The organism is Reichenbachiella sp. (assembly GCF_965223055.1).
Lineage (GTDB): Bacteria > Bacteroidota > Bacteroidia > Cytophagales > Cyclobacteriaceae > Reichenbachiella.
On the sequence record NZ_CBDCVM010000006.1, the window covers coordinates 383,157 to 399,309 of the forward strand.

6 protein-coding genes are annotated in these 16,153 nt (G+C 39.9%); 2 read left to right on the forward strand and 4 right to left on the reverse strand.

Annotated features, from left to right (window positions below):
* Positions 1–24: 24 nt before the first annotated feature.
* Entirely contained in the window at positions 25–1,161 is a 1,137-nt protein-coding gene (locus ACOQO5_RS06725) for an MBL fold metallo-hydrolase (protein ID WP_420580925.1), read from the reverse strand.
* A 22-nt stretch (positions 1,162–1,183) separates the two neighbouring features.
* On the reverse strand, positions 1,184–2,203 hold the full coding sequence (gene murB / locus ACOQO5_RS06730; RefSeq protein ID WP_420580926.1) for a UDP-N-acetylmuramate dehydrogenase: 1,020 nt from the start codon (positions 2,201–2,203) through the stop codon (positions 1,184–1,186).
* A gap of 240 nt (positions 2,204–2,443) precedes the next feature.
* Between murB and gyrB the strand changes: the two genes are divergently transcribed.
* A complete protein-coding gene (gyrB, locus tag ACOQO5_RS06735; RefSeq protein ID WP_420580927.1) occupies positions 2,444–4,414 on the forward strand; it encodes a DNA topoisomerase (ATP-hydrolyzing) subunit B in 1,971 nt (656 codons plus the stop codon).
* A gap of 62 nt (positions 4,415–4,476) precedes the next feature.
* On the opposite strand, the gene ACOQO5_RS06740 is transcribed toward gyrB, so the two are convergent.
* Entirely contained in the window at positions 4,477–4,851 is a 375-nt protein-coding gene (locus ACOQO5_RS06740) for a DUF423 domain-containing protein (RefSeq protein ID WP_420580928.1), read from the reverse strand.
* Positions 4,844–6,079: a pyridoxal-dependent decarboxylase gene (locus ACOQO5_RS06745; RefSeq protein ID WP_420580929.1), complete on the reverse strand. Its 1,236-nt coding sequence runs from the start codon at positions 6,077–6,079 to the stop codon at positions 4,844–4,846. The genes ACOQO5_RS06740 and ACOQO5_RS06745 overlap by 8 nt, the downstream gene beginning before the upstream one ends.
* Positions 6,080–7,058: 979 nt before the next feature.
* Between ACOQO5_RS06745 and ACOQO5_RS06750 the strand changes: the two genes are divergently transcribed.
* Positions 7,059–16,016, forward strand: coding sequence for a T9SS type A sorting domain-containing protein (locus ACOQO5_RS06750; protein WP_420580930.1), 8,958 nt, complete (start codon positions 7,059–7,061; stop codon positions 16,014–16,016).
* Positions 16,017–16,153 lie beyond the last annotated feature (137 nt).

A 16,153-nucleotide genomic window follows, 5' to 3' on the forward strand; every position in this document is an offset into this window, starting at 1 on the left:
AATGACCACTCCACTCACAAAAGACTAGTTGTATTTATCCCACCAATTTTGGGGGCTAGTTTCCGATGGGATCATCATCACAGCTCCAATTAGCGGTGTATGTGTTTGTAAATTGTTCGATCTGGCCTCATGATTGAATCTTTGGATGGGATCTTTCCATGGATGCAATGCCAAATTAAATTTACCCCAGTGAATAGGCATCCCAATCTTCGCATTAACATCAATGACTGCTTGCACTGATTGCTCAGGGAGCATGTGTATATCTGGCCAGCTCTCTTTGTTGTATGCGCCACATTCAATTAATGCTAGGTCAAATTCTCCAAACTTTTCACCAATTTCCTTAAACCCTGGGAAATAACCTGAATCCCCACTAAAAAACATTCTTTGGCTACTGCCTTCAATGACCCACGAACCCCACAATGTTTTGAAGTTATCCGTCAACCCTCTTCCGGAAAAATGTCTTGTCGGTGTGAATGTCAATTTTACATTTTCGTCAAGCTTTTGCTCGTCCCACCAATCAAAGGTTCTAATGTTTTCAGTTGGCACTCCCCAACTCTCTAAATGAGAGGCCACTCCAAGAGGTACATAAAACAACTTCACCTTGTCCTTTAGCTGTATGATCGTAGGATAATCTAAATGATCATAATGGTCATGCGAAATAATCACTAGGTCTATTTCGGGCAATAGACTAACATCCATATGATGACTGTAATCAAACTTTTTTGGTCCCATAAATGAAAACATAGAAGCTCTGTCACCAAAAACAGGATCAGCCAGTATAGTCCTTCCATCGATCTTGATTAAAACTGAAGAATGGCCGAACCAGCTCAACATAATTTCATCTTCATTTCTAATCGTCCATTTTTCAGGGTCAAAAGCTTGAGTCTTGATTTTTCCTTTCGGTTCTCTACCTTGGGTATTGGTAACCATTTGATACATTATCTTGATGGTCTTTGCAAATGAAAAATCTGTTTTTGTAAGTACAGAATTGTGAAACTTCCCTTCTTTGTATTGTGGAGAACTCTCAACTTCTTCGAGTCTTTTTCCAGTTGCAACATCCCCTATTTGAGGAGCTGTATTAAAAAAAATTACAACAAAAATTACGACAGCGACTAGCGCGGCAAGAATTGTCAGTAGAGTCATTTTCAATACTTTAAACATGGTGTCAGTTCTACAATAGCTATCAAATGATATTCACTTCTGGCGTGATATCAATATCAAATTTCTCTTTTACAGAATCTTTGATTCTAAAAGCTAGATCTTTTATTTCAGCCCCAGTACCATTTCCGTAGTTTACTAAAACCAGAGCCTGGTTCTTGTGCACACCAATGTTGCCCTCTCGCATCCCTTTCCATCCACAATTTTCTATCAACCAACCGGCGGGAACCTTCACCTTGCTATTAGGTTGATCATAACTAGGCACAGTGGAATAATTGCTTTTCAATACATCAAATTGATCACAACTAATTACTGGATTCTTAAAGAAACTACCAGCGTTGCCAATTTCTGCTGGGTTAGGCAATTTTGATTCTCTGATCTGGATCACCGCATCACTCACCTGTTTTATGGTGGGATTCTTTATCGCTTGAGCTGCCAAGACTTCGCTTATCGCCCCATAACTCACATTGACTTTATGCTTTTTGGTCAGTTTTAAAGTAACAGATGTAATAAAATACTCCCCTTTGAGCTCCTTTTTAAAGACACTTTCTCGGTAGCCAAATTGACATTCTTGGTAGCTAAACTCCTTTTCTTGCAAAGTGTTCTTATTAATTGCATCTAATGTCTCAAATACTTCTTTTATTTCTACCCCATAAGCGCCTATATTCTGCATAGGTGCGGCTCCCACAGTGCCGGGAATTAAAGACAAGTTTTCAACTCCACCCCAGCCATGTTCAATACAATGTAAAACCAATTCATGCCAAACAACACCTGCGCCAGATCTAACCCAAACAAACTGATCATCTTCTTTTATTTTTTCTATCCCTTCGAGCTTATTGACAATAACTAGCGGGTAATTTTCATTAGTAAACAATACATTAGATCCTCCTCCTAAAATCAAAGGCGAAACACCTAGTGATCCAGATAGACTTATGGCATCTTTAACCTCTTGATTATTAGAAACTTCAACGATTTGATCTGCTATTGCTTCTATTCCAAAAGTGTTGTATTTCTTAAGTGAAGCTTGCTGTAAAATATGGGGCATAAATAGAATTAATTTCGCCGAAATCAGTTTATATATCGCAATTTACCTAACCAAAAAAATTATCTCTGCCATTATCTTAAAAATGTTAAAAAAACGACCATTTGGGCAGCTAGATTTTCGTATTTTTGGCAGATTTTATTCGGGTAAATCAAGTCTCGTTTTGGGATGATGTATAGGTTACGGATAAGTAGCCAAATAAAAGAAATTATGTACCCGAACGAAGATTAATAAATACGTGAAATGAGCGAAGAAAAGAAGCAAGCGAGCGGAGCACAAAAAGGAGACTACTCGGCTAGTAATATTACGGTTCTAGAAGGGTTAGAAGCAGTTAGAAAACGACCTGCCATGTATATTGGTGATGTTGGGTTCAAAGGACTTCACCATATGGTATGGGAAGTAGTAGACAACTCCATTGATGAGGCTCTTGCTGGACACTGTGATACCATTACGGTTTCAATAAATGAAGATAATTCCATTTCTGTTTCGGATAACGGACGAGGTATTCCTACCGACATGCACGAAAAGGAAAAACGCTCGGCACTAGAAGTAGTAATGACTGTTCTTCATGCCGGTGGCAAGTTCGACAAAGACACTTATAAAGTTTCTGGCGGACTCCATGGTGTGGGTGTTTCTTGTGTAAATGCGCTTTCTTCAATGCTTGAGGTGACCGTACATAGAGGTGGTAAAATATTCAAGCAAGAATATTCTCAAGGTATCCCTAAATACTCAGTAAAAGAAACGGGAAAAACTGATATCACTGGTACATTTGTTCATTTCCTGCCTGATACCGAAATTTTCACCGTAAGCGAGTATAAGTATGAAACCGTAGCTTCCAGATTAAGAGAACTCTCATACTTAAATGCTGGAATTAGAATCCAACTCACAGACAAAAGAGAAAAGGACGAAGAGGGTAACTTCATTGGTGAAGAATTTTATTCAGAAGGTGGATTGGTAGAATTTGTCAACTACCTGGATGGCTCAAGAGAAAAACTTATTCCTTCGCCAGTATATATGGAAGGCGAAAAAGGCGATATTCCGGTACAGGTGGCATTGACCTACAATACATCTTACACTGAAAATGTTGTTTCATACGTGAACAACATTAATACTATAGAGGGTGGTACTCACGTGGCTGGATTTAGAAGAGCTTTGACTCGGACGTTAAAGTCATACGCGGATAAATCAGGCTTGCTGGAAAAGGCAAAAGTAGAAATTGTTGGCGATGACTTCAGAGAAGGTTTGACTGCTATTATATCGGTTAAAGTTCAAGAGCCACAGTTTGAAGGTCAGACTAAAACCAAGCTGGGTAATTCAGAAGCCATGGGCGCTGTGGACACTAGTGTGAGCGAAATTCTGAACAACTACTTAGAAGAAAATCCTAAAGAAGCTCGAGCCATTGTTCAAAAGGTAATATTAGCCGCGCAGGCTCGACAAGCGGCCAGAAAGGCACGTGAGATGGTGCAGCGTAAGAACGTCATGTCAGGATCAGGCTTGCCTGGTAAACTGGCGGATTGTTCTTCAAGGGATGCCGCTGAATGTGAACTTTACCTGGTAGAGGGAGATTCTGCAGGAGGATCGGCCAAACAAGGCCGTGACAGGAAATTTCAAGCCATCCTTCCACTTAGAGGTAAAATTCTAAACGTAGAAAAAGCGCAAGAGCATAGAATCTACGAAAACGAAGAAATTAAAAACATGATCACCGCCTTGGGTGTGAAATTCGGAACTGAAGAAGACCCTAAGGCTTTGAATATGGAGAAATTGAGATATCACAAAATCATCATCATGACGGATGCTGATATCGATGGTAGTCACATTAGAACCCTGATATTGACTTTCTTCTTTAGATACATGAGAGATTTAATAGACAATGGTTACTTGTACATAGCGCTCCCTCCGCTTTACCTGTTAAAAAAAGGAAAACAAGAGCGATATGCTTGGTCTGAGGACGACAGAGAAAGAGTAACTAAAGAAATGGCCGGAGAAGGCAAAGAAGAGTCTGTAGGACTACAACGTTACAAGGGTCTTGGAGAGATGAACCCGGAACAACTATGGACAACCACAATGAATCCTGATGGTAGAAGCTTGAAACAAGTGACCATTGAATCTGCCGCTGAGGCAGATCACTTATTCTCTGTACTTATGGGAGATGAAGTAGCACCACGTAGAGAGTTTATTGAGAAGAATGCAAAATATGCGAAGGTGGATGTTTAATGCATTCTAATTAGCAAAGGAATCAATAGCTCAGGATTGTCATCTTGAGCTATTTTTTTGTCTCATTCCGCTTTATAAATCCCAGTTATCATAAAAATCCAACCCAGAATCAGCAACACTCCACCAATCGGAGTAATAGCACCAAATATTCCTATATTGGTCAAACTCAATATATATAAAGAGCCACTAAAAATTATTACGCCAATCACAAAGCAATAAAACACTTTTACTACCCAGTTTCCTTTCAACTTATCAGAAAGCAAGCCTACAATTAATAATGCTAGCGCATGATAAAATTGATATTTTACACCTGTTTCAAAAACATCTAACCAATCATTCGCTTCCAACAAATCTTTCAATCCATGAGCTCCAAAGGCTCCAATAGCCACTGATGTCAACCCAAAAATTGCACCTATCAATAATGATTTTTTATGCATTTTCTAAAGTTTTATCCAAGTCCAATAAAAAGTGATCTAATACACCTTCGTTAACATGATCCATCACTACTATTTTCCACCAAGAAGGTGAGTCATGATCATCTGGAACTAAAAAGTATTTTTCTGCCAAGGATCGATCAATAAGATCAGGCTTCATGGTTATTATGTTCATTTTTGGGTGTCTAAAATAGGATATCCCTCGTTTATTCAACTGTTCACAAAGCCAATCCGAACGATCCAAAAGCTCTGCAATTTTGGCCTTCCACCCATCTGATCCATAAGCTCTCAAAATCATCCAAATAGCCACTGCATTAGCTCCGGAGCGACTTCCTATTAATGTATAGTCTTTACCTTTCACGTAATTCGCCTCTTTCGTCATCGCATGTTCTATATATCCCTTTCGTATTAGCACAATACCTGTTCCATACGGAGACATCAACATCTTATGCGCATCTAAGGAAAATGAAAACACATGCTTGTTTTGAAAGGAATACAATTCATTTTTTGCAGAAAACGGATATATAAATCCTCCATAGGCTCCATCCACATGAATCTTAAAATTTAAATTTAAAGATTCAAATAATTCGATAGCCGCATGCATATCATCTACCGATCCAAACATGGTCGTAGACATATTCATTACAAGAATAAAATATTTGATTCCTGATTTTGTAGCATCGTTTAAAGAGTTTTCCAGTTTATCCAAGTCAATCAAACGGGATTCTTCATCTACTGGAGCACAAATGGATTTGATGTTAAGCAAATTCACACCTTTAGGCATAGAATAGTGAGCATCAGAAGAATAAACCATTCCTATCTCTTCATGGCTCGCTCCCAATTCTTGAATGAAATAATTCCTAAGTACCCAAAATGACTGAATATTCGCTTCTGTACCTCCAGAAGCAACATAACCATCTACAGTTTCTGGTTCAGCGCCGAAAATTTGTGTTGCACAAATCTCAATAAGCTCTTTTTCGATAGCCTGCGTACCACTGAAAACTGGCTCAGAATCACCCATCGTATGACATCCTATATGATTAGGGTTGGCCACCATAGTACTCATAAAAGGAGCTTCACTTAGAAAAGGTGCATCCGAATAGAACACTTTTGGATCTAAATAAGAAGCAGGCAAACCTATGGGTGGTGAATCTCGGTAATTAAGATTCTTTCCAATACCCTCAAAAACCAAATCCCTTATTTTTTGTCTACTATACTTTTCCCAGTACATAAGCTTCTTTTTTTATTCTCAACAAAGCTAAACATCCCGATGATCATCAAAATATCCATTGGAATTAATACACTCAAATTAGAAAAATACATTGATTATCTAGCAAATCGAAGAATTATATTCTACCCTCCAATGATATGACGAAAATTCCACTATTAAAACAAATCAAAAAGTTGCCATCTTATATATTCACAAAATAATATTTTGTTTGAAAAATTAACTTGAATTTGTCGCTATAAAGACACTTATTTTTCTCGGTATTTAATGCCGAAATGAATGGCAATCTACTTCAATTCAATAATAAAATTTTGCCTTTTATGGAAGTCATAATATTTAATGGGGGAAAATTCAAATATCATCAAAAAGGCATGTTTATGATAAAATAAGGGTCAATAAAAAGCATAGGGGGTTCCGAATCAAAGGCTGTTTTGGGTGTGTTAAAGGTTAAATTCTCAATTTGTTGATACATAAATAATGTATCCGACTTGATATCAAGCAAGCTTTTGAGCGTTGCAGTCTTACAGATTAAGAAGTCCAACATTTAACATCCAATTTGCTGATTTTTCTTTTGCTAACATTTGAGATCAATCAGCAGCCATTGCTTGATTGGATTAAACGAAATTCAATCAGTAATTTTTCTCATAATAAAAAAAACGAGGTTTTGGTTTTCCTCGTTTTTTTTTACCCTTTTTATGCCTGTCAATTTTTGTATTCCAAAACCCTTCGTTGACATTAAAGTAAAAAAACATGTTCCACCGCCACTCACTTAAAACACAATAAATCGACTGAATTTCATCATTAATTCTAAGAATAGTACAATTAATATATCACTCATCGAAAATTTAAAGGTATTCATAGGAAATACACCTAAGGTCTTAAGAGAATACTTGTTTTTTGTAAATAGAGATCATTACTGATGTACTCCGTCAAAACATGAACTTGTTTTGCAAATAACATTATTCGAAAAGGAAAAAGGGATATGAACAGGAATAAGGTAGTTGCAGCAATAATTCTTTTAATTTGTTATGCATGCAGCGTATATGGGCAGACCGGTCCCGGTGGAGTCAATTCGCCAGCAAGCAATATTGTTTTCTGGCTTCGTTCTGATAAAGGCCTAACCTATGATGGTACCAATAACGTGACCACTTGGGCTGATCAAGCGAATAATAATGATGCGACCAATAACAGTACAGCATCCAATCCAATCTTTGATGCCACAGCCAATATCGGCACAAATGCTGAACCAGGAGTGCTATTTACTGCAGCCAGTAACGAGTTTCTTGACCTCTCTGATCCTTCCAATAACATCAGTCCAGCTTCTACTATCAATGCAAGAACTATGACGATGGTCATCAAACCTTCTACAGTTGGAAGTTTGCAATATGTCTATCAGCAGGGTGATGCTGCCAATGGCCTATTTGTCTATGTAGCAGCAAATGGAAGCATGACTTTCGGGATTAATAACGGGTCTTCAACCTATACGGTGTCAAGTCCAGCATCCTCAATTATCGCTGGTCAAAGCCATATTGTAAACTGTATTTATAACGGAGCTGCCGGACCCGCGGAAATTTCACTTACGTTAGATGGTGTAGTTTATACCAACAATACTTCTATCCCTACAACCATAGGCGATCACAATGCAGTTCAGATAAAAATTGGCAGTGACGCTTCCAGTTCGAATTACTTTAATGGATATCTTGGAGAGTTTATTTATTACGATATCGTTTTAAATAATGGTAAAAATCGAGTAGTAGAAAACTACTATTCAGAAAAGTTTGGAATTACGATTGGAGCCAATGATCATTATAGTGGAGCATCGCCAAATTACAGGTACAATCTTGTTGGTATTGGTCAACTCAGCACGGAAGCTCATGATGCCACCACCGGAGAAGGTGGCTCCGTATACCTTTCAGAAAATGGAGCTGCCCCATTAGCTGATGATGATCATATCTATGTTGGACACAACAACAGCAACCTAAGCACAACTTCCGCTGACTTAACGGGCATTTCTGACACTGAACGATACAATCGTATTTGGTATTTAGAAAAAACGGGTACATCCGGAGCTATTATTGAATTTGATGTTGTGGAATCAGGATTATTTACAGATGTCAGTGGACTCACAGCTACTGACTTTAGCATTTTGGCTCGATTTGGTACTACTGGAGACTTTTTTCAGGCTGGAATGGCCACTTCACCCGTCTTTAATGGCAACAGAATTCGATTTACCCTTACTAATTCAGAAATGGCAAGTGCCTATTTTACGCTAGGAATACCTTCAACATCAAAAAAATGGTATGTCATCAATTCGGGCGACTGGTCAGATGCTAATACCTGGACTCTAGACCCTGCAGGTGCCATCTACAACAATCCTGATGGGCTTACACCAGATACCTCACCTACTGCTGACACGGACATTGTAACCATCCTATCTGGCAAAACGGTAACTGTTGGAAACGGAGATATGTCTGGTACATTGACCAGACTTGTAGTGAATGGAACTTTAGATTTTGGAAGTAGTACAGGCCATGGCACGGTTACAACGCTTGAGGGCTCAGGAACTATTCGTTTGAGTGACGACATTCTTCCTACCTTCACTGATGCCAGTGTATTCACAAGTGCTGGCGCTGGCGCCGGAACTATTGAGTACTATGGAGCCGGTGATGTTAACTTAACTTCAGCATCAGGCCTTACATCCTTTTATAATTTGGTATTAAATTTCAATTCTAATACGCAACACCTCATTGTTACCAGTGATATTGCTATTAATAACAACTTGACCATCACTCAAGGTGATTTTCAAATAAATGACGCCAGCACAACTAGATTGGTCATTGATGTATATGGAAATTTGGCGGTAGCAGCAACTGGCGAAATATCGGTTGGAACTGGAAATATTGGTGTGCCGACGAGTTCGATTAATTACCACGACACATTCCACAGGTTGAATTTATATGGAAACTTTACAAACAATGGCATCGTCAATTTTTCAAACTTGACTGGTTACGCGTTTGATAGTTTTCCCACAAATGGAGATGCTGTGACCGTTCGATTTACTGGCCAAACTGACAATACTTTAACCTGTAATAATACTACCAACTTCTATGACTTCATTCTAGACAAGGGGAGTGATCAGACCTATGCACTCACAGTAAACCCGACTGCAGTTGGTCATTTTAGAGTATTTGGTAGAAATGAGACAGGCTCTGCCCCAGCCCAGGCTAGCAATTATATTGGGAAGCCTATTTACATTAAGAATGGAACCCTTGAATTAACAGGAGAAACTTTCATCCCTTCAATGTCTGAAGGTAATACGAATATAGGTGGCGGCGGAAACGGCTCTTGGTTCATCCCTGCCGGAGGAGCATTATGGATAAATGGACCTAACGTGCTCGTATGGGGAACATGCGACGATGAACTCGATATCATTGCCATTGACACAGATTTGACTGCTGGAGATATATCAGGGGTTCAAGGCCCAACCGGTCAACAGCAATCGCTCAACATTATTGGAAAATTCAGATTGACTGAAGGAACCTATGAAACCAGAAATGGCCCGGGTACTTTCTATTCTCAATACGGATCCCCGGAAATGATCATAGAAGGAGGCACCATGGATGTCCCTCAGCTAAGAAACCTGGGGGGCGCAAATGCAAACATTGTTTACAAACAGACAGGGGGCGTGCTAACTTTTACTGGTACTACTCAAGGGGGTAACACTTGGGAAACGGATTTGGGCATTTTTGATTATGAGTCTAACAATGCTGTCTTCGTAATGTCCGGTGGAAGTATGGTTTTTAAAGATATAAATGAAAGAACCACCGCCGGATTCATCAATGGTATAAATATCAACGTGCCCGAAGGAAACTACAGCGTTACCGGAGGGACTATCGAAATTGATGTTGATACCAATCAGCTCCTTGGAGAAGGTTTTGAAATATCATTTACTCCTAATTTTTATAACCTAACAATTACTGAAGATTTTGATGAATACGTAGATTTTGAATCAGACATTGTAGTAAGCAATGACTTTATCTTATCGAGTGGTACCGAAGTGAGAATGAACGGCAACGATTTGACAGTAGGACGAAATTTTAATATATCTGCTGGTTCGACCTATACTCAAGGAGGAAATAATACAACGACTTTCTCAGGAGATGCTAGCCAAACTATTTCCCTGGCAGGAACATATGGTGATTTTTACGATTTGGTAGCTTCCGGGACCGGACTTAAAACTATCAATAGCGGAGACCTTACAGCAAGCAACTCTCTTACTATTCAATCTGGTGCATCATTTGACAATGGTAATCAGGACATTATTATTCAAAATACCATAACCAACTCAGGAATTCACCAAAGCACAGGTACAGGAGCGTTAGAATTTAGCGGAGGTTCAGCCAACTACAGTCTGGATGGAGATGGCAATGGCGTACTCGGCAATGTCAATTTGAATGATGCCTCCAATGATGTAGATATGACAGCAGATCAGGCTATTACTGGTACGTTAACATTTAGTCAAGATCAATTACTCGATATTCACAGCAGCAAACTTCGTATGCAAGAATCCGCTGCAACCATCAGTGGATATGGCACTAACAGGTTCGTTCAAACAGACGGAAATGCTTCCGATGGAGGGATTGAGATGTATGTAGATGCGACTGGAATAGTGGTCTTTCCTATAGGAACGGATGCTAATAATCAAGATGCAACCGACGGTTCCAGGTACACACCAGCTAGAATAAATGTGTCTACTCTAACTGATGACGGTTATATTCAGGTAAGTGTAGCTGATGATGAAATTCCATCTAACGACCCGGGAGCTGGTGGTATATTGAGTTTTTACTGGCGGGTCAACCATTCAGACTTTACAGTTTTACCGCAAGTAAGTTCTCAAGTCTTCATTCATGATGAAGTCGATTTGGATGGCTCTGGCACAGGAAGCTGGAGGTGCGGAAAAGGATTAGCAGTGCTGCCATTCACCCGCTCTACAGAAAACGACTACAACGCCAGCACCAATGAAATCACTTTTGATGACGCCACCGCTGCGCTAGACCAAGCATTTTATAGTGCAGGCCATAATAATCGATTCAATAGCAACCCAACAATTTATTATTCCAGACAAGATGGGAACTTCAACACGGCGTCTACTTGGTCAAGAAACGAACAAGATGGAACTGGGACACAAGAAGTGCCTACTGAAGGTAGCGTTGTAATTATTCAATCTGATGGTGCAGGAGACTCTCATAGAGTAAACGTTCAGGCAGCAATCAACGACTTGGGCGCCGTGATTTTCGATCATGATTATACTACCTACCCCGATGCCGCCTCAGAGGATCTACCAAGATTGCAATTTTTAGTTGCTGGTACCTTTAATGTAGGATTGGTTTCAGGAACAGGTATGGTTTCTTTTGATGCAGCTGATAACCCAACAGTGAATGGAGACTTTGGAGATTTTGGGACCAATCTAGATTCCTACTATCTCTATTTTGGTGCCACTACTACACTAAATAGTATCCCCACCCCAATACCCAACCTCATGGTGGAGTCTTTTACTTATACCATCGATCAAAACATTACTACCAATGCCAATGTAGTAGTACAAGGAAACGGAACAATTATTCCTGCTCAGGATATGACCATCGGCGAAGATTTAAGAATTGGCACTTGGGTAGGTGGAACATTCCAATTTCCAAATAGTGGATCTGCTGTAACTGTAACTGTAAATGGAGATATCGATTTCACCGAAGATCCATTTACAAATCCACAGGATCGAGATTTGATTGTCGCGGATGCGGCAGTAGATCTAGAACATACTTTGATTCTTAAAGGGGACATTATTCATGGCGCTGAAAATGGTCACAGTTTTGATCTTTATAATGCAGACAATGCCAGACCTAGAGCTATTCTAGAGCTTCAAGGAGAAAGCAATAATAACTACTCAAGAACCTCAACCTCCAACCCTGACCTATACAGAATTGTTCAGAATAAGGGAACTGATCAAACCTATTCCTTTACATTCAATGACGATTTTACACTTAGCACTCCTACAGCTACCATTCAACCTATTGAGCTGCAAAACGGGACATTGGTCATAAATGACACTAACATCGGAGATGCGAATGACATCATATTGACAAACGAAACTAATGATGCGGATTTCAACATTCCATCTTCGGCAGCCTTGCAAATAAGCGCAGGAACGATCACACTTTTGGGTGATGATTTGGGTATAACCTTGGATGGGGCAATAATTTTAGATGGTACAGGAATACTGGATATGGATGGAGGCAACAATAACTATATTCAATACTCAAGTTCAGGCTCTGCCAGCATAGACCTGAGTGGTACTGCTCAGCTTTTGGTAGGTTCACAAATCAGAGAGTCCATCTATACTTCTGGTGGAATACTAGACTATACTCAATCCGGAGGAACTGCCCTCATTGGAACTAACACCGGCGGATCACCTAGCACAGGGAAGCCGATGTTTGCCGTCTACGGCTCTGGTAGTTCATTTGGCTTTACAGGCGGAACGATTACAATTTCAAATCATCTTTCAACTGCGTCAATTGCTTCTGTATACCTGGATCCAGACTCCTTTACAGTAGGCACAGGAACTTCACTTCAATTCGGTGATGTTTCAACCGCTTCCGGCACTGAGTCACTATCTATAAAAAGTCTTATTGCCTTGAATGACATCATCGTTGACAATTCTTCAGGAACATCTGATTATCCTACATTGAGTTTATTAAACACTCCATTGACAATAACCAATGATCTAACCATTGAAGCTAACACTACGATGGATGCCTCAGGCTTAGAACTGACAATTGCTGGAGATTTTACCAATAATGGCACGTTCACTCCGAGTTCCAACACTACAACTTTCAATGGATCTGGTACCCAAGTCATTACTGGAACTACAACATTTTACAATTTGGACAAAACAAGTAGTAATACGGTTCAGCTAGCAGGATCAAGTGACCTTACCATCCAAAACAATCTTAATATTGCTACAGGAACACTAGACGACAACAACAACGATATTACTGTTTCTGGCACTGTTACAAATACAGCCATACACACAAATACCAACGGCACAAAAAGCAATAGTGGAATTGTGTTGGCTGGATCTTCTCCGCAGGATATAGTAGGTGCAGGCACGTTCAGTAGGATCCAAGTTCAAAATTCATCAGATGTAACACTCAATAATGATGTAATCATAACCGAACAAGTAAGATTACACACAGGATCATTAGATATTCAAGGATTTCAATTGACGATGAACGAAGATGCGATTTTCTTCGATGCCAGCGGCGGAGGTTTTTCTTCCTCGAAAATGGTACAAACCAGAAGAAGTTTTACTGATGCAGGGGTAATCAAAGTCTACAACGGGACAGCCGCTAGTGCCTTCACTTACCCCATAGGTTCTGGAAACAAGTATACGCCAGTTGTTGTTTCTCTAACACAAAACAGTGAAACCAACGCTACCATAGCCATTAGAGCAGCAGATGAGCCTCATCCAAACGTACAAGAAGATGTTGACTCACCCGAGTTTGTGGATCAGGACAATGTACTTCAATACTATTGGGAGGTAACTTCATCCGGCATGACCGATTTTATTGGAAATTTGACTTTCACCTACTTCGGTTCGGATGCCTATGTCACTTCTCCCTTTACCCTGAATGACTACAATACCGCTCGACTCCTTCCAGATGCTTCAGATACTTGGAATAAATTGGAGACAGGTTTCAATTACCAATCTCGAGATTTGAGCAACACACTTTCTTTTGACGTAATCAGCGCTACCGGAGATTCAGGAATCGGTGGTGATTATACAGCAGGTGTAGATGGAGCTATACCTAATCAGGTGCAGACTGTAACTTCCAATGTAGCCGGTGGTTCAGGAAACTGGACTACGGATGGTTCATGGGACACTAATTCTGCCCCGAGAGGTGCCATTGTAGATATTCTGGCCGGTGATGAAATCATCATGGATGGTCCAGACTTATTGGCTTACAAAACGGTAATCGATGGGACTTTGACTGTTTCGGCTTCAGCTACTAACGCAAGGCTTGGACGAGTATCCGGGTCCGGCACATTAGTGATTTCTGGAGGTGGCAACTTGCCCGCCGGAATATATGATGACTTCTTCAACTGTTCAACTGGTGGTACATTGGCCTTCAATGACAACGATGATTACACACTGCCGGATCAAATTGCAAACCTTCGAAACCTATTGATAGACGGCACTGGAACAAAATCATTTCCTAATACAGATATTACCATTTGTAATGATCTGGAACTTCGAGGTGGCACAACGCTCAACAATGATTTTAATGTAAATGTAGATGTCCTTGGAAATTTGACACTTACTAATGGTACATTGAATTTAGGAACAAATACCACATTTACAGTAAATGGTAATGTTACACTCACAGCCGGCACATTGGATTTAGGCAACAATAATCTCATTATTCTCGGTGATTTGATCCTCAACGGAGGCACGTTAGCTTTGGGCACGAATGGAAGCATTGACCTTGAAGGTGATTTGACCATCGGTGGAACTAGCACAGTATCCGGAGCCAATTCCAGCAACGTGAATTTTGCACAGGACATCACAAAAACTTCAGGCACTTTTAGTGTAGACGCAACTACCACAACGTTCACCGCAGATGGAACAGGCAATCAAACCATTTCGGGTGACTTTACCGGAGCAGAAGCATTCAATAGACTTGCAGTAAACAAACCTTCGGGTAACCTCAGTATTATCGATGGAGGTAATGCTGTAGAAGTGGATGGTGTGTTGACACTTACTTCACAAAATATCCAAACAGATGTAAGTAATACATTGACATTGACATCTGCCGCATCAATTTCGGGAGGAAGTTCAGCGAGCTATGTTGATGGTCCTTTAACCAAAAACGCAGTGGCTGCTAGTAGTAATTTCACATTCCCAATAGGAAACAGCTCAACATTCGGATACACAAGAATTGAAAACGTCACCAATGGCGGAGACAACTGGACGGCAGAATATTCTGGGAGTAATGGCAACAGCGGTCAGACAATTGATATCACAACCAATGCCGGATATGGCGCAATGGTTGAAATTAGCCCAATTAGCCTTTGGACCATTACGTCCAGCGGAGTGAACGATGCTAATATCGAACTGGGTGTCATTGACGGAATGGGCGTTCAAGTAATAGAAGACGTCAGAGTGGCCATTTATGATGGACCTACTGCTAGTGAATGGGTAAACTTAGGTGGTTCTCCTGCAGGTGATGAATCCAATGGTTCTATCACTTCTCAAACTTCATCAAACTTCTCAGCTGCTATTTCTAACACCTACTCATTCGGAGGAATAACTACTGTTGCCCTCCCTGTAGAACTCGTAAGATTCACTGCAGATTTAGTAGAAAATCAAGTCAAACTGAAATGGACCACTTCTTCAGAATTAAACAATGAATACTTTGAAATCCAAAGATCGACAGATGGAGAAAATTACTCATCTATTGGTGAAATAGATGGGAACGGAACGACCAACGAGTTTACCAACTATGCATTCACAGACCACAGCCCATATTACGGATTGTCATATTACAGATTAATTCAAGTAGACTATGATGGAACTAGAAATATTCATTCGCCTATAACTGTTTTAAATGAAGGATTTAAATCTAGCATCGAAGTGTCTGTATTTCCTAATCCAACTCACTCTAACAATGTAAATATCAGATTTGTAAGTGCAGAAGAAAATGCACTGGTTCAAGTATCCATGTTTGATCTATCTGGTAATCTGATCCACATGGAGGAAATCACTCCTGATCTGGGTATTTCGGACATTCATTTAAATATCCGAGAAGAACTTCAAGCTGGCATCTACATTGTAGCTGTTCAACAAGGGAACAACAAGCAGATCAAAAGATTGAGTATTAGATAGCTGCAGTTTTATTATAATTTCAAGAAATTAAAATATAATCATTTGGTACAATTGAATGACTATATAAAATAGTCCTACTCAAATGATGTTTACAGCTAATTACTCTTTTTATAATACAATTTCCAATGAGTTGACCC

Excerpts from the sequence above, each read along its gene's own strand:
- ACOQO5_RS06725 (WP_420580925.1), bottom strand. The coding sequence starts at position 1,161 with ATGTTTAAAGTATTGAAAATGACTCTACTGACAATTCTTGCCGCGCTA.
- murB (WP_420580926.1), bottom strand. The coding sequence starts at position 2,203 with ATGCCCCATATTTTACAGCAAGCTTCACTTAAGAAATACAACACTTTT.
- gyrB (WP_420580927.1), top strand. The coding sequence starts at position 2,444 with ATGAGCGAAGAAAAGAAGCAAGCGAGCGGAGCACAAAAAGGAGACTAC.
- ACOQO5_RS06740 (WP_420580928.1), bottom strand. The coding sequence starts at position 4,851 with ATGCATAAAAAATCATTATTGATAGGTGCAATTTTTGGGTTGACATCA.
- ACOQO5_RS06745 (WP_420580929.1), bottom strand. The coding sequence starts at position 6,079 with ATGTACTGGGAAAAGTATAGTAGACAAAAAATAAGGGATTTGGTTTTT.
- ACOQO5_RS06750 (WP_420580930.1), top strand. The coding sequence starts at position 7,059 with ATGAACAGGAATAAGGTAGTTGCAGCAATAATTCTTTTAATTTGTTAT.